Origin of the sequence: Enterobacter sp. K16B, from assembly GCF_020216105.1 — a bacterium.
GTDB classification, from domain to species: domain Bacteria; phylum Pseudomonadota; class Gammaproteobacteria; order Enterobacterales; family Enterobacteriaceae; genus Enterobacter; species Enterobacter sichuanensis.
In genome coordinates this window covers 22,353-44,500 of the sequence record NZ_JAIWJZ010000008.1, presented here as the reverse complement: position 1 = coordinate 44,500, position 22,148 = coordinate 22,353, and the positions used below count along the sequence as shown (strand labels likewise).

22 protein-coding genes are annotated in these 22,148 nt (G+C 54.5%); 18 read left to right on the top strand and 4 right to left on the bottom strand.

Going from position 1 to position 22,148, the window contains the following annotated elements; all coding sequences use genetic code 11:
- Position 1 precedes the first annotated feature (1 nt).
- The 13 genes from yceG to LDK53_RS01995 all read left to right on the top strand — a co-directional run bounded on the left by yceG (position 2) and on the right by LDK53_RS01995 (position 11,526).
- Positions 2 to 1,024: a cell division protein YceG gene (yceG, locus tag LDK53_RS02055; RefSeq protein WP_225283851.1), complete on the top strand. Its 1,023-nt coding sequence runs from the start codon at positions 2 to 4 to the stop codon at positions 1,022 to 1,024.
- The gene (gene tmk, locus LDK53_RS02050) at positions 1,014 to 1,655 is read left to right on the top strand and encodes a dTMP kinase (RefSeq protein ID WP_045284992.1); all 642 of its coding nucleotides are present in this window, start codon (positions 1,014 to 1,016) and stop codon (positions 1,653 to 1,655) included. Before yceG ends, tmk begins: the two co-directional genes overlap by 11 nt.
- Positions 1,652 to 2,656 carry a DNA polymerase III subunit delta' gene (holB, locus tag LDK53_RS02045; RefSeq protein ID WP_225283840.1) on the top strand — a complete coding sequence of 335 codons (1,005 nt, stop codon included), beginning with the start codon at positions 1,652 to 1,654 and terminating at the stop codon, positions 2,654 to 2,656. The genes tmk and holB overlap by 4 nt, the downstream gene beginning before the upstream one ends.
- 10 nt (positions 2,657 to 2,666) lie before the next feature.
- Positions 2,667 to 3,461 carry a metal-dependent hydrolase gene (locus LDK53_RS02040; RefSeq protein ID WP_225283838.1) on the top strand — a complete coding sequence of 265 codons (795 nt, stop codon included), beginning with the start codon at positions 2,667 to 2,669 and terminating at the stop codon, positions 3,459 to 3,461.
- 297 nt (positions 3,462 to 3,758) lie between these two features.
- On the top strand, positions 3,759 to 5,192 hold the full coding sequence (gene ptsG, locus LDK53_RS02035) for a PTS glucose transporter subunit IIBC (protein ID WP_014831454.1): 1,434 nt from the start codon (positions 3,759 to 3,761) through the stop codon (positions 5,190 to 5,192).
- Positions 5,193 to 5,438: 246 nt separating this feature from the next.
- Positions 5,439 to 5,798 carry a purine nucleoside phosphoramidase gene (gene hinT / locus LDK53_RS02030; protein ID WP_006809243.1) on the top strand — a complete coding sequence of 120 codons (360 nt, stop codon included), beginning with the start codon at positions 5,439 to 5,441 and terminating at the stop codon, positions 5,796 to 5,798.
- A 1-nt stretch (position 5,799) separates the two neighbouring features.
- The gene (locus LDK53_RS02025) at positions 5,800 to 6,174 is read left to right on the top strand and encodes a YcfL family protein (protein ID WP_025758145.1); all 375 of its coding nucleotides are present in this window, start codon (positions 5,800 to 5,802) and stop codon (positions 6,172 to 6,174) included.
- A 13-nt stretch (positions 6,175 to 6,187) separates the two neighbouring features.
- Positions 6,188 to 6,832, top strand: coding sequence for a penicillin-binding protein activator LpoB (lpoB, locus tag LDK53_RS02020; protein WP_095449563.1), 645 nt, complete (start codon positions 6,188 to 6,190; stop codon positions 6,830 to 6,832).
- Positions 6,813 to 7,637 (top strand): thiamine kinase, encoded by an 825-nt coding sequence (thiK, locus tag LDK53_RS02015; RefSeq protein WP_225283820.1) that lies wholly within the window; start codon positions 6,813 to 6,815, stop codon positions 7,635 to 7,637. Before lpoB ends, thiK begins: the two co-directional genes overlap by 20 nt.
- Before the next feature lie 11 nt (positions 7,638 to 7,648).
- A complete protein-coding gene (nagZ, locus tag LDK53_RS02010) occupies positions 7,649 to 8,674 on the top strand; it encodes a beta-N-acetylhexosaminidase (protein ID WP_225283946.1) in 1,026 nt (341 codons plus the stop codon).
- A gap of 34 nt (positions 8,675 to 8,708) precedes the next feature.
- Positions 8,709 to 9,251 (top strand): alpha/beta hydrolase YcfP, encoded by a 543-nt coding sequence (gene ycfP, locus LDK53_RS02005; RefSeq protein ID WP_008500781.1) that lies wholly within the window; start codon positions 8,709 to 8,711, stop codon positions 9,249 to 9,251.
- A gap of 237 nt (positions 9,252 to 9,488) precedes the next feature.
- Positions 9,489 to 10,793: an NAD(P)/FAD-dependent oxidoreductase gene (locus LDK53_RS02000; RefSeq protein ID WP_025758149.1), complete on the top strand. Its 1,305-nt coding sequence runs from the start codon at positions 9,489 to 9,491 to the stop codon at positions 10,791 to 10,793.
- A 193-nt stretch (positions 10,794 to 10,986) separates the two neighbouring features.
- Complete coding sequence (locus LDK53_RS01995; protein ID WP_025758150.1) at positions 10,987 to 11,526, top strand: glycine zipper 2TM domain-containing protein; 540 nt, start codon at positions 10,987 to 10,989, stop codon at positions 11,524 to 11,526.
- A gap of 62 nt (positions 11,527 to 11,588) precedes the next feature.
- Here the strand turns inward: LDK53_RS01995 and comR are convergent, their stop codons facing one another.
- A complete protein-coding gene (gene comR / locus LDK53_RS01990; protein WP_025758151.1) occupies positions 11,589 to 12,224 on the bottom strand; it encodes a TetR family copper-responsive transcriptional repressor ComR in 636 nt (211 codons plus the stop codon).
- A gap of 244 nt (positions 12,225 to 12,468) precedes the next feature.
- Between comR and bhsA the strand changes: the two genes are divergently transcribed.
- The 5 genes from bhsA to LDK53_RS01965 all read left to right on the top strand — a co-directional run bounded on the left by bhsA (position 12,469) and on the right by LDK53_RS01965 (position 15,950).
- Positions 12,469 to 12,726, top strand: coding sequence for a multiple stress resistance protein BhsA (gene bhsA / locus LDK53_RS01985; protein WP_025758152.1), 258 nt, complete (start codon positions 12,469 to 12,471; stop codon positions 12,724 to 12,726).
- 300 nt (positions 12,727 to 13,026) lie between these two features.
- Positions 13,027 to 13,584, top strand: coding sequence for a hypothetical protein (locus LDK53_RS01980; RefSeq protein WP_225283818.1), 558 nt, complete (start codon positions 13,027 to 13,029; stop codon positions 13,582 to 13,584).
- A 13-nt stretch (positions 13,585 to 13,597) separates the two neighbouring features.
- Entirely contained in the window at positions 13,598 to 14,317 is a 720-nt protein-coding gene (locus LDK53_RS01975; RefSeq protein WP_225283817.1) for a hypothetical protein, read from the top strand.
- Entirely contained in the window at positions 14,317 to 14,574 is a 258-nt protein-coding gene (locus LDK53_RS01970; protein ID WP_025758159.1) for a PAAR domain-containing protein, read from the top strand. Before LDK53_RS01975 ends, LDK53_RS01970 begins: the two co-directional genes overlap by 1 nt.
- Entirely contained in the window at positions 14,574 to 15,950 is a 1,377-nt protein-coding gene (locus tag LDK53_RS01965) for a hypothetical protein (RefSeq protein ID WP_225283816.1), read from the top strand. The genes LDK53_RS01970 and LDK53_RS01965 overlap by 1 nt, the downstream gene beginning before the upstream one ends.
- Positions 15,951 to 16,264: 314 nt before the next feature.
- On the opposite strand, the gene ldtC is transcribed toward LDK53_RS01965, so the two are convergent.
- The 3 genes from ldtC to LDK53_RS01950 form a co-directional block, all read right to left on the bottom strand.
- Positions 16,265 to 17,230: a L,D-transpeptidase LdtC gene (gene ldtC, locus LDK53_RS01960; RefSeq protein WP_225283815.1), complete on the bottom strand. Its 966-nt coding sequence runs from the start codon at positions 17,228 to 17,230 to the stop codon at positions 16,265 to 16,267.
- Between the two features lie 148 nt (positions 17,231 to 17,378).
- Complete coding sequence (gene mfd, locus LDK53_RS01955) at positions 17,379 to 20,825, bottom strand: transcription-repair coupling factor (protein ID WP_225283812.1); 3,447 nt, start codon at positions 20,823 to 20,825, stop codon at positions 17,379 to 17,381.
- Positions 20,826 to 20,974: 149 nt separating this feature from the next.
- Entirely contained in the window at positions 20,975 to 22,048 is a 1,074-nt protein-coding gene (locus tag LDK53_RS01950; RefSeq protein ID WP_095449539.1) for an acyltransferase family protein, read from the bottom strand.
- Positions 22,049 to 22,148: the final 100 nt, after the last annotated feature.

Sequence of the window (22,148 nt, the reverse complement as noted above, 5' to 3'; positions counted from 1 at the left end):
CATGAAAAAAATGTTGCGCTTTGTCCTTCTCCTGATCGTTGCGCTGGGTGTCGCTGGCGGAGCAGGCGTGTGGAAAGTTCGCCAACTGGCGAACAGTAAAATCCTGATTAAAGACGAGACAATCTTCACCCTGAAAGCGGGGACGGGCCGCCAGGCGCTTGGGGAACAGCTCTATGGCGACAAGATTATCAATCGTCCGCGTGTTTTCCAGTGGCTATTGCGCGTGGAGCCTGACTTGTCTCATTTCAAAGCTGGTACCTATCGCTTCACGCCGGGAATGACCGTCAGGGAGATGATGCAGTTGCTGGAAAGCGGTAAAGAAGCGCAGTTCCCCCTGCGGTTTGTGGAGGGGATGCGCCTGAGCGATTACCTCAAACAACTGCGCGACGCGCCGTATATCAAACACACGTTAAAAGACGATCGCTATCAGACGGTGGCCGAGGCGCTGAAATTAGAGCATCCGGAATGGGTGGAAGGCTGGTTCTGGCCAGACACCTGGATGTATACCGCCGGTACAACCGACGTGGCGATTCTGAAGCGGGCGCATAAAAAAATGGTCGCAGCGATCGATGCCGCCTGGGAAGGGCGAATGGAAGGGCTGCCTTACAACGATCGGAACCAGTTTGTAACGATGGCGTCAATCATTGAAAAGGAGACGGCCGTCGCCGCTGAGCGGGATCGGGTGGCGTCTGTCTTTATCAACCGTCTGCGTATCGGCATGCGTCTGCAAACCGACCCTACTGTTATCTACGGCATGGGTGAGAGTTATACCGGCAAAATTTCCAGAAAAGATCTCGAGACACCCACGGCGTATAATACGTATGTGATTAGTGGTTTACCGCCTGGCCCGATTGCCACGCCGAGCGAGGCGTCGCTCAGGGCAGCCGCGCACCCGGCTAAAACACCGTATCTCTATTTTGTGGCGGATGGAAAAGGGGGGCACACCTTTAACACCAACCTTGCCAGCCATAATCGTTCCGTTCAGGACTATCTGAAGGCACTTAAGGAAAAAAATGCGCAGTAAATACATTGTCATTGAGGGACTCGAAGGGGCAGGTAAAACCACTGCCCGCAACGTGGTGGTGGATACGCTCAAGGCGCTTGGCGTGACGGACATGGTATTTACCCGTGAGCCGGGTGGTACGCTGCTGGCCGAGAAGCTGCGCAGCCTGGTACTGGACATTAAATCCGTTGGCGACGAAGTTATCACTGACAAAGCGGAAGTGCTGATGTTCTACGCGGCGCGCGTACAGCTGGTTGAGACGGTGATTAAGCCCGCGCTGGCCGAGGGCAAGTGGGTTATTGGCGATCGTCACGATCTCTCTACTCAGGCGTATCAGGGCGGGGGACGCGGTATTGACCAGACAATGCTGGCAACACTGCGTAATGCCGTATTGGGTGATTTTCGCCCCGACCTGACCCTCTATCTGGACGTTACGCCGGAAGTGGGGCTCAAACGCGCACGCGCGCGCGGCGAGCTGGACCGCATTGAACAAGAGTCCTTTGATTTCTTTAACCGCACCCGTGCACGCTATCTAGAGCTGGCAGCACAGGACAGCGCTATTCGTACCATCGATGCGACGCAGTCGCTGGATGACGTCACGCGCGATATTCAGCAGACCGTTACACAGTGGGTACAGGAGCAACAGGCATGAAATGGTATCCATGGTTGCGTCCGCACTTTGAACAGCTGATCGGCAGCTATCAGGCGGGGCGGGGGCATCATGCGTTACTGATTCAGGCATTGCCAGGGATGGGGGATGAGGCGCTAATTTATGCCATCACCCGTTTTCTGATGTGTCAGCAGCCGGAAGGGCACAAAAGCTGCGGCAAGTGCCGTGGATGTCAGCTGATGCAGGCGGGCACACATCCTGACTACTACACGCTTGAGCCTGAGAAGGGCAAGAGCGCACTGGGTATTGATGCCGTGCGTGAAGTCAGTGAAAAATTGTACGAACACGCGCGTCTGGGCGGCGCTAAAGTCGTCTGGCTTAAAGACGCCACCCAACTGACCGAGGCGGCGGCTAATGCCCTGCTTAAGACCCTTGAAGAGCCGCCGGAAAAAACATGGTTTTTCCTCTCGTGCCGCGATCCGGGACGATTGTTGGCGACGTTGCGCAGCCGCTGCCGTCTTCATCACCTTGCGGTGCCTCAGGAATCATGGGCGCTGAGCTGGCTGGAGCGAGAGGTGACAACATCACCTGAAAGTGCGCTGTCCGCCTTGCGCCTGAGCAGCGGAGCTCCGGCGGCGGCACTGGCCATACTGCAGCCGGACGTCTGGTCACAGCGAGAAGCGCTCTGCCGGACCGTCGAGTCTTCGCTTCACAGCGGTGACTGGCTAAGCGTATTGCCGGTGCTCAACAGCGACCAGGCCGACGAGCGTCTGCACTGGCTGGCCGCCTTACTGCTGGATGCGCTAAAAATCCAGCAAGGGGCAACGCTGCTGACCAACCCGGATGCATGGACACTGGTGAATACGCTGGCGAACCGTCTCTCAGGTGCGGTTCTTCACGCGATGCTTCATGACATTTGTCAGAGTCGTGAACAGCTTATAACCGTTACTGGTCTTAATCGCGAGCTTTTACTGACCGACCAGTTACTGCGCATTGAACATTACCTGCAACCCGGCGTCACACCGCCTGTTTCCCATCTCTGAGAGAGACATTATGTTTTTAGTCGACTCACACTGCCATCTTGATGGCCTGGATTATCAATCCCTGCATAAAAACGTGGATGACGTGCTGGCGAAAGCCGCGGCCCGCGATGTGAAATTTTGCCTTGCGGTGGCGACGACGCTGCCGGGTTATCGCACGATGCGCGAGCTGGTAGGCGTTCGCGATAACGTGGTGTTTTCCTGTGGCGTTCATCCGTTGAATCAGGATGAGGCGTATGACGTCGAGGATCTGCGCCGACTGGCCGCCGAAGAGGGCGTGGTGGCGATGGGTGAGACCGGGCTGGACTATTTTTACACGCCGGAAACGAAACCGCGCCAGCAGGAGTCTTTCCGCCATCATATCCGCATCGGCCGCGAGCTTAACAAACCGGTTATTGTGCATACCCGCGATGCGCGTGCCGATACGCTGGCGATCCTGCGGGAAGAAAACGTGACGGATTGCGGGGGCGTACTACACTGTTTCACAGAAGACAGAGAAACGGCGGGTAAACTGCTTGATTTGGGGTTTTATATTTCGTTTCCCGGGATCGTCACGTTCCGTAACGCTGAGCAACTTCGTGATGCTGCTCGTTATGTTCCGCTCGATCGCATTCTGGTGGAAACAGACTCTCCTTATCTGGCACCGGTACCGCATCGCGGTAAAGAGAACCAACCGGCGATGACGAGAGATGTTGCGGAGTACATGGCCGTGCTTAAAGGTGTCAGTATTGAAGAGCTGGCTCGCGTCACCACGGATAACTTCTCTACGCTGTTCCATATCGACCCCGCCCGCCTGCAATCTGTCTGATACATCTGTTTTTTTTAGGCTCGTAATTAATAAATAAAACGAGTAAAGTTCACCGCCTCATTTGGGGCGGTGAGGGTGTTTTTAGACACATCCGGACATGCTTTTTGTAAATAACTGAAAGTTTTTCGACCGCCTTAAGCTGAAACGTGATAGCCGTCAAACAAACTCAGAGGGAATTATTTTACTCTGTGTAATAAATAAAGGGCGCTTAGATGTCCTGTCCACGGCACGGTACTCCCCCCGGGCCAATGCGTGAAAGCGTAAAAAAAGCACAAATACTCAGGAGCACTCTCAATTATGTTTAAGAATGCATTTGCTAACCTGCAAAAGGTCGGTAAATCGCTGATGCTGCCAGTATCCGTACTGCCTATCGCAGGTATCCTGCTGGGTGTCGGTTCTGCAAACTTCAGCTGGCTGCCAGCCGTAGTTTCCCACGTGATGGCCGAAGCAGGCGGTTCTGTCTTTGCTAACATGCCACTGATCTTCGCGATCGGTGTGGCTCTGGGCTTCACCAACAACGACGGCGTATCTGCGCTGGCTGCAGTGGTGGCTTACGGCATCATGGTGAAAACCATGGCTGTGGTTGCGCCGCTGGTTCTGCATTTACCGGCAGAAGAGATTGCCGCGAAACACCTGGCGGACACCGGTGTTCTGGGCGGTATCATCTCCGGTGCGATTGCAGCGTATATGTTTAACCGCTTCTATCGCATCAAGCTGCCTGAGTATCTGGGCTTCTTCGCGGGCAAGCGTTTCGTTCCGATCATTTCTGGTCTGGCAGCGATTTTCACTGGCGTGATCCTGTCCTTCATCTGGCCACCAATCGGTTCCGCTATCCAGACCTTCTCTCAGTGGGCTGCTTACCAGAACCCGGTTGTGGCGTTTGGTATCTACGGCTTCATCGAGCGTTGCCTGGTGCCATTCGGTCTGCACCACATCTGGAACGTTCCATTCCAGATGCAGATTGGTGAATTCACCAATGCCGCAGGCCAGGTGTTCCACGGCGATATCCCACGTTACATGGCGGGCGACCCAACTGCAGGTAAACTGTCTGGTGGCTTCCTGTTCAAAATGTACGGCCTGCCAGCAGCGGCAATCGCTATCTGGCACTCTGCTAAACCAGAGAACCGTGCAAAAGTGGGCGGTATCATGATCTCCGCAGCGCTGACCTCGTTCCTGACCGGTATCACCGAGCCGATCGAGTTCTCCTTCATGTTCGTTGCGCCGATCCTGTACGTGATTCACGCGATTCTGGCAGGTCTGGCATTCCCAATCTGTATCCTGCTGGGTATGCGTGACGGTACGTCCTTCTCTCACGGTCTGATCGACTTCATCGTTCTGTCCGGTAACAGCAGCAAACTGTGGCTGTTCCCAATCGTGGGTGCGTGCTACGCCGTTGTGTACTACACCATCTTCCGCGTGCTGATCAAAGCACTGGACCTGAAAACCCCAGGCCGTGAAGATGCGACAGAAGACAGCAAAGCGGGTGCAACCAGCGAAATGGCGCCGGCACTGGTTGCCGCGTTCGGCGGTAAAGAGAACATCACTAACCTGGACGCGTGCATCACTCGTCTGCGTGTGAGCGTGGCCGACGTCGCGAAAGTAGACCAGCCGGGTCTGAAAAAACTGGGCGCAGCCGGTGTGGTTGTTGCAGGTTCCGGTGTACAGGCAATCTTCGGTACCAAATCCGATAACCTGAAAACCGAAATGGATGAGTACATCCGCAACAGCTAAGTTGTGACCTGGGGAGACTAAGGCAGCCGAATGGCTGCCTTTTTTATTTCTGTCTTAAAAAAACGCACCCGCATGCTTTAACGGTCACTCTTCGTTCAGCTGATGAACATTCAGGAAAGAAATCGGGGGAGGAGGTTGAAAGGACAGGAGAAACTCGCTCATACTCTTGAATTGTGTCACGCACTCAATCAGAGCGTGTGTTAACAGCGATTGCTCGCGCCAGATTAAACAAAAAAGGAAAAGGTCATGGCTGAAGAAACGATTTTCAGTAAAATTATCCGTCGCGAAATTCCGTCGGATATCGTCTATCAGGATGAACTGGTGACGGCTTTCCGGGACATTTCCCCTCAGGCACCGACGCACATCCTTATCATTCCTAATATTCTGATTCCGACCGTAAACGACGTAAAAACCGAGCACGAAGTGGCGTTAGGTCGTATGCTGACGGTGGCCGCGAAAATCGCTGAACAGGAAGGCATTGCTGAAGACGGTTATCGTCTGATCATGAACTGCAACCGTCATGGCGGCCAGGAAGTTTATCATATTCATATGCATCTGCTGGGTGGACGTCCTCTGGGGCCGATGCTGGCACACAAAGGTCTTTGACATGTTTAAAGGGCGTATTGCAGCGCTGATAATGACGATGACGATCGTGGGGTGCAGTTCACGCCCGGCGATCCCCGTGAATGATGAGCAGACGCTGGTGATGGAATCCTCTGTGCTTGCTGCGGGCATTACCGCGCAACAACCCGCGCTGACCATCAGTGAAATCAACTCGTCTGCCTCCTCTACGCTCTTTAATGAAAGACATGAACCAGTAACGGTTCACTACCGTTTTTTCTGGTATGACGCAAGAGGTCTTGAAATGCACCCGCTGGAGGCGGCGCGCAGCGTTACCCTTCCGGCAAGGTCGTCGGTAACGCTCTATGGCAGCGCCAACTATCTGGGTGCGCATAAAGTGAGACTTTATCTTTATCTCTGAGGGGTGAACCTTGATTAAAAATGTGAGCCGTTATGCGCTCGTGACCGCTTTTGCCCTGTTCCTGGCAGGGTGTGTGACCCGTACTGAACAACCGGCGCCTGTGGAAGAGGCTAAACCGGGCACGGAACAGCCAGCGCAGCCAACGCAGCCGCAGCCAACCGTGCCGTCTGTACCGTCTATTCCGGCGCAGCCGGGGCCAATTGAACATCCTGACCAGACGTCGCAGCCCACGCCCCGCGTGCGCCATTACGACTGGAACGGGGCAATGCAGCCGATGGTGGGCAAAATGCTGCAGGCACAGGGTGTGACCGCAGGCAGCGTGTTGCTGGTCGATAGCGTGAACAACCGTACCAACGGTTCTCTGAACGCGGGCGAAGCGACGGAAACCCTGCGCAATGCGCTGGCAAACAACGGTAAGTTTACGCTGGTTTCCGCCCAGCAGCTCGCGGTAGCCAAACAGCAGCTTGGCCTGTCGCCACAGGACAGCCTCGGCACACGTAGCAAGGCGATCGGTATTGCCCGTAACGTGGGCGCACAGTATGTGCTGTACTCTAACGCCACCGGCAACGTGAACACGCCAGCCCTGCAGATGCAGCTGATGCTGGTTCAGACAGGCGAAATCATCTGGTCAGGTAAAGGTGCGGTTACGCAACAATGACAGCACGCGTGACGAGATCCTGACACGCTATTTTCCGCAGTATCGCCTTATCGCGCCGCAGGCCCACTCCGGGCTTGGCGGCGCGAGTTGCATTATTGCGCAGGGTGATCAACGCCTGGTCCTGCGGCAAAATCACGATCCTTTCGCGCCTGCCTCCCATTTTCGTCGTCAGTTTCGTGCCCTGAGACGTCTTCCGTCAGATCTGGTACCCGCTCCCCGTTTTTTCAGACAGGGATGGATGGCCGTTGAGTATCTGGAAGGCGAGGTTAAAAGCGCGCTGCCGGACACGCCACAGCTTGCGGCTATGCTGTATCATTTGCACCGGCAACCCCGTCTGGGATGGCGAATCACGTTATTTCCCTTGCTCGAACATTACTGGCAGCAAGCCCTGCCGGAGAGACGCAGCCCGGCGTGGCTGGCACAGCTCAAACGGCTGCGCAAAACGGGCGAGCCACAGCCGATTCGACTCTCGCCGTTGCACATGGATGTTCATGCCGGAAATATTGTGCATACCCCGGCGGGGATCAGGCTGATCGACTGGGAATATGCCGGAGATGGCGATGTGGCGCTGGAGCTGGCGGCGGTCTGGACGGAAAGCGACGCCGCGCGGCAGGCGCTCATCAGGGACTACGCCAGGCTGGCACAGATTGACGTCGACGCGCTGAAGCGTCAGGTCAGACGCTGGCGACCCTGGGTTGTCATATTAATGGCCGGCTGGTTTGAAATGCGCTACCAGCAGTCCAGAGACAAACATTTTATTGCGCTGGCAGACGATGCCTGGCGTCAGTTACAAACTAAAGGATAAGAGAGGTGGATGTGGGTCCAGTCATGTTGGATGTAGAAGGGTTTGAGCTGGATGCGGAGGAGCGTGAAATTCTGGCGCATCCGCTGGTGGGGGGCCTGATCCTGTTTACCCGCAACTATCACGATCCGGCTCAGTTGCCTGAGCTGGTGCGTCAGATCCGCGCCGCATCGCGCAACCATCTGGTGGTGGCCGTGGATCAGGAAGGCGGACGCGTGCAGCGTTTTCGCGAAGGATTTACCCGTCTGCCGGCGGCCCAGTCTTTTGCCGCACTGCTCGGTACGGAAGAGGGCGGGAAACTGGCGCAGGAGGCCGGCTGGCTGATGGCCAGCGAGATGATTGCCATGGATATCGACATCAGTTTTGCCCCGGTACTGGACGTGGGGCATATCAGCGCCGCCATTGGCGAGCGTTCATACCATGAAGATCCGCGTGTTGCGCTGGCAATGGCAACCCGCTTCATCGACGGCATGCACGCTGCAGGGATGAAAACCACCGGGAAACACTTCCCGGGCCACGGGGCGGTAACGGCGGATTCCCACAAAGAGACCCCGCGTGATCCGCGCCCGGAAGCGGAAATTCGCGCCAAAGACATGTCGGTGTTCCGCTCGCTTATCACCGATAACAAGCTGGACGCCATCATGCCAGCGCACGTGATTTACAGCGACGTTGATCCGCGTCCTGCCAGCGGCTCTCCGCACTGGCTGAAAACCGTTTTGCGCCAGGAGCTGGGCTTCAATGGCGTGATCTTCTCTGACGATTTATCGATGGAAGGGGCGGCGATCATGGGCAGCTATGCTGAACGCGGTCAGGCCTCGCTGGATGCAGGTTGCGATATGATCCTGGTCTGCAATAATCGTAAAGGTGCGGTTAGCGTGCTGGATAACCTGTCGCCGATCAATGCAGAGCGTGTTACACAATTGTATCATAAAGGTTCATTTAGCCGTCAGGAGCTGATGGATTCGGCGCGCTGGAAGACGGTCAACGCCCGGCTTGAAGACCTGAATGAGCGCTGGCAGGCACATAAAGCCAGCCTGTAAACCCTCCCGGAAGGCGTAGCATGGTGAGAAGACGATGATCATCTATTTACACGGTTTTGACTCAAACAGTCCTGGTAATCATGAGAAGGTGCTGCAGCTGCAGTTTATCGATCCGGATGTACGGTTGATCAGCTACAGCACGCGCCATCCGAAGCATGATATGCAGCATCTGCTTAAAGAAGTGGACAAGATGCTGCAGCTTAACGTCGACGATCGACCGTTGATCTGTGGCGTAGGGTTGGGCGGCTACTGGGCAGAGCGGATTGGCTTCCTGTGCGACATCCGCCAGGTGGTATTTAATCCTAACCTTTTCCCGAACGAGAACATGGAAGGCAAGATTGACCGCCCGGAAGAGTATGTCGATATTGCGACCAAGTGCGTCAGCAATTTTCGGGAGAAAAACCGTGACCGCTGCCTGGTGATCCTGTCGCGTAATGATGAGGCACTCAACAGCCACCGGGCTGCAGAACTGCTGCATCATTACTATGAGATCGTCTGGGACGAAGAACAGACCCACAAGTTTAAGAACATCTCTCCGCACCTGCAGCGTATCAAAGCGTTTAAAACGCTGGGTTAAGCCCTGTCAGCAGATCCAGAAGCCCGGATGCGAAAGCGTACCGGGCTTTCTTTTTGACCAGAATTGTCTACTTTTAAGCCATCAAAACTTGATGCATATCAATTTTGGTATGACCAATGCGCCTGACGTGTTATTCTCAATTCACCTGAATGGTTTCAGTGCTGTAACCTGTTGTTAATTAAGGGTTATTTTTATAACTTTTAATTAACAATTGGTTAATAATTTGAGGGGGTCACGTTGACTACGCCATTGAAAAAGATAGTGATTGTAGGCGGTGGTGCTGGCGGGCTGGAGCTGGCGACACAGCTGGGCAAGAAGCTGGGTCGCGGTAAAAAAGCCAAAATTACGCTGGTGGATCGTAACCACAGTCACCTGTGGAAACCGTTGCTGCACGAAGTGGCGACCGGCTCTCTGGATGAGGGTGTGGACGCACTGAGCTATCTGGCACACGCGCGCAACCATCACTTCCAGTTCCAACTGGGCTCGGTGGTGGACATTAACCGTGAAAGCAAAACCATTACTCTGGCAGAGCTGCGTGATGAAAAAGGGGAGCTGCTGGTCCCGGAGCGCAAGCTGGCGTATGACACGCTGGTTATGGCGCTGGGCAGTACGTCTAACGATTTCAACACGCCTGGCGTGAAAGAGCACTGTATCTTCCTTGATAACCCGCACCAGGCGCGTCGTTTCCATCAGGAAATGCTGAACCTGTTCCTGAAGTACACCAGTAATCTGGGGGCGAACGGCAAGGTGAATATCGCCATTGTCGGCGGCGGTGCGACGGGCGTTGAGCTGTCTGCTGAGCTGCACAATGCGGTGAAGCAGCTGCACAGCTACGGCTATAAAGGGTTAACCAACGAAGCGCTGAACGTGACGCTGGTTGAAGCGGGTGAACGCATTCTGCCTGCGCTGCCACCGCGTATTTCCGGCGCGGCGCACAATGAACTGACCAAACTGGGCGTGCGGGTGCTGACACAGACCATGGTGACCAGCGCTGACGAAGGCGGCCTGCACACCAAAGACGGCGAGTACATCAAAGCGGATCTGATGGTCTGGGCGGCAGGTATCAAAGCCCCTGACTTCATGAAAGATATTGGTGGCCTGGAAACGAACCGCATTAACCAGCTGGTGACGGAGCCGACGCTGCAAACCACCCGCGACCCTGACATCTTTGCTATTGGCGACTGCGCTTCCTGCGCGCGTCCTGAAGGTGGCTTCGTGCCGCCGCGTGCTCAGGCCGCTCACCAGATGGCAAGCCTGGTGCTGCACAACATCCTGGCGCAGACCAAAGGTAAGCCAATGAAAGCGTATGTCTATAAAGACCACGGTTCGCTGGTATCGCTGTCCAACTTCTCAACCGTCGGCAGCCTGATGGGTAACCTGATGCGTGGCTCGATGATGGTAGAAGGGCGCATTGCCCGCTTCGTGTATATCTCCCTGTACCGTATGCACCAGATTGCGCTGCACGGCTACTTCAAAACCGGACTGATGATGCTGGTGGGCCGCATCAACCGCGTGATCCGTCCGCGTCTCAAGCTGCACTAATCTTTCACTCCCTCCGGGCTCTCCGGAGGGAGTTTTTAGCATTTCATGCTGCAGATCACAGTTTGAGTGCTTAAGAGTTCTCCTAAATCGACGCTCCCCCCTCGTAATGCCGCTTTTTTGATCCTTTATCTGATTGGCGAGGTCGTGCCTCCATTGCAAAATTGTTACCAATAGCAACAAAGGAGGAAGTCCCGTGAATAAATCAATGTTGGCGGGTATAGGGATTGGTGTTGCGGCTGCGTTAGGTGTGGCTGCCGTTGCCAGTCTCAACGTATTAGATCGCGGCCCGCAGTATGCTCAGGTGGTTTCTGCTACGCCGATTAAAGAAACCGTGAAAACCCCTCGTCAGGAGTGCCGTAACGTCTCGGTAACTCACCGTCGTCCGGTACAGGATGAAAACCGTATTGCCGGTTCTGTTCTGGGAGCGGTAGCGGGTGGCGTGATTGGTCACCAGTTTGGCGGTGGTCGGGGCAGGGATGTGGCGACCGTGGTAGGCGCACTGGGTGGCGGCTATGCCGGTAACCAGGTGCAGGGCGCGATGCAGGATAACGATACCTACACCACCACTCAGCAGCGCTGCAAAACCGTCTATGACAAGTCGGAGAAAATGCTGGGTTATGACGTGACGTATAAAATTGGCGATCAGCAGGGCAAAATCCGCATGGATAAAGATCCCGGCACGCAAATCCCACTGGATGGAAATGGCCAGCTGGTTTTGAATAACAAAGTGTAAAAAATAGATGTTCTCTGAATTTAGCTCCTCATGCGCTCAGGCTGAGGAGCTTTTTTTTTGCATCAGAGTTTGAGGAGCTCAGGCCACAGTCGCAGCGTGGTGTCGCTGATAGTCTGCAGTTTTTCCAGCGAGGCCCCTTCACGGGCGCTGATCGACATCCCCTGCAAAATACAGCTCAGGTATTGCGCCAGCACCTGAGGGTTACAGTGCGCCGGGATTTCACCGCGCTGCTGACGCTGAGCCAGAAACGCGCTGAGCGTCTCCTCCTGCATGGCGTGACGCGATTTCACCGTATTGGCGATCTCTTTTGACGACGCCGCAAGGGTGGCAGAGGTGTTAATCATAAAGCAGCCCGCAGGCGTGTCTTTACTGGTAAAACAGGTTGCGACGGCGGTGAAGTAATCCCGCAGAGCCTGTTCAACGCTTTTTTCTTCACAAAAAAGCTGGGCTTCGTGCTTCGCCGCAAAGCGCGAAATGTATCTGTCCAGCACTGCCCTGAACAGCCCCTCTTTATTGGTAAATTCAGCATACAGCGTCGGCGCTTTGGCTCCGGTGGCTTCCACCAGATCGGAAAGCGAGGTCGCTTCATACCCATGTTGCCAGAAGAGAGTCATGGCCTTATCAAGCGCTGCATCCCTGTCAAACACTTTTGGTCGGCCACGGCTTTTCTTCGCACAACTCGTGACATCGGTTGTCATGTGCCGTTGGTCCTCTGTTGGTTTGTTGAATAACCATTATAAAAATAAACGCAAGCCACCACCAGCGCTGAATGCTTAAAAATAAATTAATCATATGCGTATGAAAATTAACGATTTTAAAAATAACTTAACGCTCATTATAAAATTATGTTGACGCGTGAGCTGGATCACATTTATGATTTACCTATCGATCGTTAACTAAATGGCTAACGACCTCCAAATTCATCTGCAAAAGGTAAAGATCATGAAAAACGTAAAAACTCTCATCGCTGCCGCTGTTCTGAGCTCACTCTCTTTCGCCAGCTTTGCTGCTGTTGAAGTGCAATCCACCCCTGCCGATCAGCATAAAGTCGGGACTATCTCAGCATCTGCCGGGACTAACCTGGGTTCTCTGGAAGATCAGCTGGCGCAAAAAGCGGAAGAAATGGGTGCGAAATCTTTCCGTATCACCTCTGTGACCGGTCCTAACACTCTGCACGGCACAGCTGTTATCTACAAATAAGCTGGGCATAAACCCTCATTTATGCCACTGCAATAAAAAACGCCCTGCACATGTGCAGTAATGCCGATCGTTTAAGAACACTTGAACGATCCTGCCAGTAGGAGACAATCCGGGTTCAGCCCCTCTGAACCCGGATTTTTTTTCGTCTGAATACGATATGGACTTCGTTGTGGATGCTTTCCCGTCCGAACTGAATACCTTTTCCCGCTCTCTGCCTTCTCCTGCGAACCCTATGCGCTTAGTAACTATCAACGTATCAGCTGGCAACCGGGTCATGTATTAACGCCGAATGAGCTGCAGGTGGAAAGTTTTGACCGGGGGCATGAAGTTATTCGCGGCAAAGTGACGGGAACGAGAGATTTTTCTCAGTTGACACTGACCTGGCTTAAATCCCGTAATGAACTTGAAAAGGAGTGGCAGAAAACCGATCCGGTAGGCTACAGCCAGCACTGTTCTATTGTGGCGAGTGAGTTTGCGCCGTCTCATGCGATGGCGTTCGATCTGGCTATCGGCCAGTGCATTTCTTTTGACTATCAGGCAGGCAAGTTCTGGGAGGGATTGTTACACCGCGCGGACTGGCGTGACCCTCAAAATGGTTATCCTTTCGCTAAAGAATATTACCGAACCGGTAAGCTGGATAACGTGACGACAAAATTTTTCATGAACAAGCCGGATGACATTCTGCCAAAAGGTGAGTTCGGTGTGGAAAATCAGTTTAACAATGCTACGGCTGTCAAGCCGTCCCGTGACTTAGCTGCCGGGAATCAGGAGGTGGCAAATCTACAATGGGATATGCCGAAGCCAAAATCTGACAGTAACCTGGGAATAGCGAAACAAAAATCGTGGTGGGAATCATGACAGGGAGACATATATGAGTCTGAAATATACAACGGGTATTAACTTAGTTGCGGTACTGGTAGGTTCCGGTTGCCAGGCTTCAGAGCCGCCGACCCAGGTAGTTTACCGTTTTGATGACCACCGTTACCTGGAATTGAAGGGTTGGGACTGTGAAGGTGAACTCTGGTACACCGATACACAACGGGGTATTCACTCTGAGCCTGTCAGCCAATTTTACCGGATTTACACCAAAAAATTTATTCATCCCTCTGAACATTATATTGCTATTCCTACCTGGGATTCTCCTGGGGCTATGGTTTCGAAAGATTATGGGCAAACTTGGTATCCTTCTTCGTTTGCTCCCAGAGAAAATGAACCTAATGGTGATTCATCACCTCCTTACGACGATATTATTTCCTTCACCGTCGTCAACGAACAGGGGTTTTTACAGACCAAACATCGGCTGTATATGTCGTCCAAGCCGTTTGATGATCCGCGCCTTGCCGCTGGCGGTTCTGGGATTGAATATACCGTGGATGATGGCATGGGCAGCAAAGTTGATGGGAAGCTGGAACCCCGTTCCCCTGGGCCTGCATGGGGGCTGGATTACATCACCAAACAAGGTCTGAAAGAAGATACTGCGCAGTTTAAGGCCAACTATCAGGGCTTACCCGACAAAGTACCGGATGTAAAAGGCTACACCGGCTGGGACCATATGCGCTGCGATATGAATGCAGGAAGGAAAGGATACTGATGAACGGCGTAATTCGACTGAATGACCCGCTGGTGAGCGGCGGAAAAGTGATTAAAGCGTCCGGCGCGCAGTTTATGGGCCTGCCCGTCGCGCTGAAAGGTGATGAGGTGACGTGTCCACAACACAAGGGAACATTCCCCATTAACGAATGCCACCCGACATGGACGATGAACGGCCGTGGCGTGGTCGTGGATGGCTGTAAAGCGGCGTGCGGCTGTGCCATTCGCACCACACTCCCCACTGCGGGGGCTGTGTGATGAACTGGTGGCTTTACCCTAAGCAGAACGAATTTAAACATGACTTTCCCGCTATGGGTGTGTGTGTTGTCTATGTGCTCGTGGTGATTGTTTGTATTGGTATCCGGGCTGTCACCTGGCCGGGTAATAAACATGTTGATTCAAGTTTCCTTATTGATGCCGTGGTAATACCTGTCGCTGCAGTAACCTTTTTAGTACAGGCGTTCTGTATGGCGTATAACGCGAACAGACACTACATAGAAACGCGCTTATTGATTGCGGCACGGCAGGAATACAAGGTTGTCAGCTATGCCAGGAGTAACATCATCCTGGCTGGCTGGTCGATACTGACCCCGCCAAAGGCAACAAAGGAACTGGCGCTGAACATGCTGAAACTGGAGGGGGAGTTTCCGCTGGCCGCCAAAATACCGTTGAAAATTGAACTGGATAAATCATTCGATTTCACGCGGGCCGGGCAGGCTATTATCCACGTCCTGGAGCCGATGGTGGAAAAACTCTCTCGGTACAGGCAGATAGAAGCGCTTGTATGGGTGCGGGGTGGGGATGAATCCTGTAGCGATGAACTCCGGCGTGTGCTTGAACGTTCTGGGATCTCGACCAAAAAAATCACATTTTTACCTGAATGCCCGGATTATACGTTAGTCACAGAGTGGATAAAACAGACGAACGGCTACGTCGTTGAACGCCTGCTTATCTGTGTCGATTTGCATTCTGAAGAAGGGGAATGCAAGTGGATGGAGAATGCTACCGCGCTTCTCCTGACGAATTACTACGTTAAAACGGCAGGAGAAAAACCTGTTTATCTTTATCAACCTATGACGGCGGTTACTGACGTAGAAAGAGCGGTACCTGTTTATCTGCGTGCGGAGGTTGTCAGCAAACCCAAACAGATCTGGTATACCGGTTTATCGCGCACAGAGAAGTATCCGCTGCTGGAAGTGCTGGACGAAAAGAAAGTCGTACCGGAACGACTGGAACTTGAAATGTCGCTCGGTGAGCATTCTGCAGGGTATTCGTGGCTGGCGCTGGCGCTGGCATCAGATGCAGTGACGTATGCACAGGGAGACCAGTTTGTGGCGGCATCCGAACAGAAAAAGTTTTCTATAACGGCGGTATCATCCAGATTAACCCATCAGCCCGATTATCCGACGGAAAAAATGTACACGCCACCGTGGTCTTCCGCCGGAATATCAGGAATGATGTTATTTTTCGCTGTGATATTAACTATGTGTAGTTTCAGCGTTAACGAGGGTAAAGAGATTTCTGGCTGGTTCCTGGTTATTCTGTTCGTAATATGTACTGGATTGTTTACGGCTGCAGGGGTATTTATCACCTGGCTACAGGGTGATAAGGCTTACCAGCACATGGGGATGTAATAATGGATGAACTAATTGCTCTCATTTTACCTTATAAAGCTGTATTTTACAGAAATCGACCATTTATATATTTCGATACGTATCCCTTCCCGACGAAAATACTATATTAATGTGTCGCGCTGAAAAATTTCACAGATTAAGTTTAAGCAGCAGCTCGTTACCACCTCCTGCGACCCCGGGATATCCTGCCAGAAAAAAGAAAGCACCGACGATACGATCGTTCGGTGCTTTATGTACCGCCTGAATATCCTTTCAGCTTTACGTCACGCTAGCCTTAAATGAACGGACACGTGCAGGGCGTTTTTCTTTCTGAATTACAGCGACTGCTGGACGACATCGTGATGCCGGGTGACATCGGTCGGCATTCCTGAACGAGCCTCCATGGCGCGCTCCATGACGGTGCCATCGGTGTTCGCATTGGTTTTAAAGCTCACCATGGCAGCATTCAGGTTGATGGGCAGCGTCTGCGGATCGTCGCCAATGTTTTTCGACAGCGGCTGGTGAATTTCAACCAGCCGCACGCCGCCTAGCTCCTCAGAAACCTTGATCGGCGTGTTGATGATATTCACTTTGGTTCCCGGCGTAACGACGTTAAACAGTGTTTTGATGTCGTCATCGCGCAGACGAATACAGCCGGAGCTGACGCGCATGCCGATGCCAAAGTCCGCATTGGTGCCATGCAGCAGATAGACGCCACCGTAGGCCGCCAGGCGGATGGCATGGTGCCCCATCGGGTTATCCGGGCCTGCCGGCACCACGGCGGGAAGATCGATACCCTGTGCCTTATAGCGGGCACGAATGTTGGCCGTCGGGGTCCAGGTAGGGTTCGCTCGTTTATCCGAGACGGTGGTGACCATCGTCGGCGTCAGGGTGTCGCCGCCCAGCTGGCCAATCCCGATAGGGTAGACGGTCACTTCCTTTTTGCCCGGTGGATAATAATAGAGACGTAACTCCGCCAGGTTTATCACGATCCCCTCCCGCGGGGCATCCGGCAGCAGAGTTTGTAACGGGATGGTCAGTACGCTGCCCGCGCGGGGGACGTACGGGTCAACCCCCGGGTTGGCCTGCAGCAACGCCAGAAAACCAACGTTATATTTTTTGGCAATCGCTTCCAGTGAACCACCGTTGTTTTCAACCACATGAAAGCGGTTTTCCCCGACCACCTTGCTGCCAGGAGGGGGAAGGGGCCAGGTGTTTGCCCGGGCGGGAAGGGCCACCGCGACGGTGGCTGCCAGCGCAAACAAGGTTATCCAGCGAGTCATACGCATAGAGATCGTCATCACCATAATCCATATAAATGATAAGGCTATTGTTTTATAAGGGGTTAACGATAATTATGGCGAATGGGTGTGTCGGGAAGATCGGGTGAAGTGCAAAGAGTTTGTAAATTGTCCCCCCGCAACAGGACATTAAAGGGGGGAAGGGGCGTCAGGCGATCGCGTTCTCTTCCAGCTGGCGCATAAAATTACGCACCCAGTCCATCCGGGTTTTGCGCTCCGTCAGCTCCTGGGTAAATCTCAGACGTGTCGGGCCATCCAGGCGGAAATGCTGCGGCTGTTTTTGCAGCAGACCGATCAGCCACATCGGGTTGACGTGGTTCTTCTCGGCGAATTCAATCACGCCGCCTTTTTCGTTGCCTTCAAGCTTCCGAATGCCCAGCTTCTGTGCCTGTTGACGCAGACGCGCGATATCCAGCAGATTTCTCGCCGCATCGGGCAGCAGGCCAAAGCGGTCAATCAGCTCCACCTTAATCTCTTCCAGCTCGTTTTCCGTCTTCGCACTGGCGATGCGCTTATAGAACGACAGACGGGTATTCACATCCGGAATGAAATCGTCCGGCAGCAGGGAAGGCATACGCAACTCGACCTCGGTCTGCTGGCTGGTGAGATCCTCCAGCGACGGTTCGCGTCCGGCCTTCAGGGCATCGACTGCGTTCTCCAGCAGTTCCATATAGAGCGTGAAGCCGTTGGTCTCCATGGAGCCGCTCTGGTCTTCCCCCAGCAGTTCACCGGCACCGCGGATCTCCAGATCGTGCGTGGCCAGCGCAAAGCCTGCCCCAAGATCTTCCAGCGAGGCGATGGCTTCCAGGCGCTTTTGCGCGTCGGTGGTCATCGCTTTCGGGTGCGGGGTCAGCAGCCAGGCGTAAGCCTGGTGGTGCGAACGTCCGACGCGGCCGCGCAGCTGGTGGAGCTGCGCCAGACCGAAGTGATCCGCGCGCTCGATAATAATCGTGTTCGCTGTCGGGATGTCGATCCCGGTTTCAATGATGGTGGTACACACCAGCACGTTAAAGCGCTGGTGGTGGAAGTCGTTCATCACCCGCTCCAGCTCGCGCTCGCGCATCTGCCCGTGACCGATGGCAATGCGCGCTTCCGGCACCAGCTCCGCCAGCCGGTCTGCCGCCTTCTGGATATTTTCCACGTCGTTGTAGAGGTAGTAGACCTGTCCCCCGCGCAGCACTTCACGCAGAATGGCCTCACGTACCACCAGATTATCGTACTCACGGACAAAGGTTTTTACCGCCAGACGGCGCGCAGGCGGCGTGGCGATAATCGACAGATCGCGCATGCCGCTCATCGCCATATTGAGCGTACGTGGAATAGGCGTCGCGGTCAGGGTCAGGATATCGACGTCGGCGCGCATCGCCTTGATCCGCTCTTTATGACGCACCCCGAAGCGGTGCTCTTCGTCGACAATCAGCAGCCCCAGATCTTTCCACTTCACGTCGCTTTGCAGCAGCTTGTGGGTGCCAATCAGAATGTCGATCTTACCCTCGCTTGCCTGTTCCAGAATCTGCGTCTGCTCTTTGGTACTGCGAAAACGCGACAGCATCTCGATGCGTACCGGCCAGTTGGCGAAGCGGTCGCGGAAGTTGTCAAAGTGCTGCTGGGCGAGCAGAGTGGTTGGCACCAGTACCGCCACCTGCTTGTTATTTTCGACCGCAAGGAAGGCGGCACGCATTGCCACTTCGGTTTTGCCGAAGCCGACGTCGCCGCACACCAGCCGATCCATTGCCAGCGGCTGGCACATATCGCTCAGCACGGCGTTAATGGCCTGTGCCTGATCCGGCGTGGTTTCAAACGGGAAACTGTCGCAGAACAGCTGATACTGCTCTTTATCATGCTTAAAGGCGAAGCCCTCTTTGGCCGCGCGTTGCGCGTAGATGTCCAGCAACTCGGCTGCCACATCGCGCACTTTTTCCGCCGCTTTCTGGCGCGCGCGCGCCCAGGCGTCACCGCCCAGTTTATGCAGCGGCGCATTCTCCTCGGCGCCCCCCGCATAGCGGCTGATCAGATGCAGGGAAGAGACCGGTACATAGAGTTTGGCGTCGTTAGCGTAGGTCAGCATCAGGTATTCACCTTTGATACCGCCCGCTTCCAGCGTCGTCATTCCCTGGTAACGACCCACGCCGTGTTCAAGGTGAACAATCGGCTGGCCCGGATGCAGCTCGGCCAGGTTGCGGATCAGCGTGTCCGGATTGATGGTACGACGGCTGTCCTGGCGGCGACGCGCGACGCGTTCGCCCAGCAGGTCGCTTTCGCAAATCAGTGCCAGGTTGTTAAGCGTATCAATAAATCCATGCTCGGCGGCGCCGATCATCAGGTAACGACCGTTGCCGGTCGCCTCGCTCAGACGCAGGATGCGCTTCGGCGCCACTTTAATGCGCCCCAGTAGCTCACCGAGCGCTTCACGGCGGCCCTCACTCTCTACGGAAAACACCACCGGGCCGGTAAAGGATTCCAGGAACTTGCGCAGATTTTCCAGCGGAGATTTCTGCTGTGCCTGAACGGCCAGATCCGGCAGCGCCTGGAAGGCGAGGTTGGTGTTGGCGGCCTTATCGGCAAGCGAATTGGTCTTGAGCTGCACTCGCGGCCAGCGCTTCAGCTCGGCGTTGAGCTCATCGGTACGCAGCCACAGCGCTTCCGGCGGCAGCAGCGGGCGCATCGGGTCAACGCCGCGGTTTTCAAAGCGGGCGCGGGTTTCGCTTTCAAAGCGGCTCGCGCTGGCGTCGATATCGCCGGTGTTCACAATCAGCGTGTTCGCCGGGAAGTAACTGAACAGGGACGGCAGCGGCTCGTTAAAGAACAGCGGCTGCCAGTATTCGATGCCGGCAGGCAACGTGCCTTTGCTGACCTGCTGGTAAATGTGTTCGGCGTCACGCTTCACCTCGAATTTATCGCGCCACTGGCTACGGAACAGTTCGATGGCGGTTTTGTCCGTCGGGAACTCATGTGCGGGCAATAAATTAATGGACTCGACCTCCTCCAGCGTGCGCTGGGTGTCGGCGTCGAATACCCGCAGACTGTCGATTTCATCATCGAAGAAGTCGAGACGATACGGCTGGTCGCTACCCATCGGATAGAGGTCAAGCAACGCGCCGCGGGTCGCGTATTCCCCGTGCTCCATCACCTGATCGACATGGCGATAACCGGCGCCGTCAAGCTGCTCGCGCAGGGCATCACGGGACAGGCGCTGGCCTTTTTTCATCACCAGCGCATGACCATGCAGATAGCTGTGCGGGCAGACGCGCTGCATCAGGGTGTTCACCGGCACAATCAGCACACCGCGCTGCATGGTCGGCAGCTGATAGAGCGTCGACAGGCGCGAGGAGATGATCTCCTGATGCGGAGAGAAGCTGTCATACGGCAGCGTTTCCCAGTCGGCCAGGCTGAACACCAGGTTATCGGTGAACTGGCGAATTTCGTCGTGCAGGCGCAGGGCGTTTTGCATATCCGGGGCAACCAGGATCACCGGGCCAGGATGGCGCTCAGCAATTTCTGCCACCAGCGTGGCGCACGCCGCGCCCGTGAGTTCACCCAGCTGGCGCTGGTCGCCCGCTTTGACAGGTAAGGAATAACGATAGTGTTCAGGCATGGCTTTGTCAGAGTCTCTTATGGATATACCAACAGTATTGGGGCATATCACTGATACGCAATGTCTTTATTATCCTCGATCGTTTTACATAAGCAAATCGTAAGCGCAGGGTGGGGCTGTACGCCCCCGAGACGGGGGCGGAAAGGGGATTAACGGGTGGTTGGTGACAGCGTGAGCGTTGAGGGCGGGGAGAAGAAAATGTCCCCAAACAGGGCGGTAGAGAGTTTACGCACCCCAAGCCCGGCCAGGGTACAGATAAGCAGGCTGGCAAACGGGTAGACCAGAATCAGGGAAAGCTCTGCCCAGACCGGCCAGTATGCGGCATTCATTTCGCCAATCAGGACCAGGCTGAAGGCCTCAATGAGGATGCGATGGGTGGTATAAATCGCAATGGTGTTAGAGCCAATCACGTTCAGCAGGTTATTCGGTTGAACGGCATAGCGCTGCTCCAGGCTGTAGAACAGCTTCATGATCAGCACAATCGACAACAATGAGAGCAGCAGCGGAACATTAGCAAACCACAGTACCACGGCGACAGCAGCGAAAGCGCCAGTTGCCAGCCAGGTGCGGCGCAGGCTTAGATTTTTCATCCATGCCATTAGCTCAGCGCCATACCACGCCCCGAGGCTGTAGTAGACCATATTGCGTACCACGCTGTTCATCCCCCACCACGGCAGCGGCAGGAAGTTAATCGCGATGCTCGCCAGCGCCAGCAGTCCCAGCACCGGCAGCTTCCAGCGGCTGAGCAGTTTACACAGCGTGAAATAGACTACCAGGGCGTACAGATACCACAGGCTGGTACTGGCGGTGAGCATCCCCAGAACAAATCCTGAGAGCGAGTCGGCGTAGGCCGCGTTCGATGAGGTGGCAAGCTCACGCTCCGGCGCCAGCCAGGCATTCAGGTGGCTCAGCGCCTGCCACTGCAGGATGCCCCACAGGGCCAGCACCCAGACGATACTCCAGATGCGTTTGTCGAGACTGGTCCGCCAGTCTACCTCGTCAATATAACGACGAATCAGATAGCCGGAAATAAAGAAGAAGACCGGCATACGGAACGGTGCGAGATAAAGGTTAAAGTAGATCCAGCATTTGGCGAGAAGCCCGGAGAGCGGGTGTTGCAGCCCGTTCAGGTGCGGATAAAACGTGATGACCGAATGATAGATAACCACCAGGCAGATACACAGCCCTTTTATCTGGTTAATCCATAATGCTTTTTGCTTCATTGTTCGCAGCTACCTTATTGCCATAAACGAACGAGCAATTGTTCAAAAACGGAACCGGGATGTAATGGGTAACAGTCTGTATCAGGAGGTTTTTCGGAAA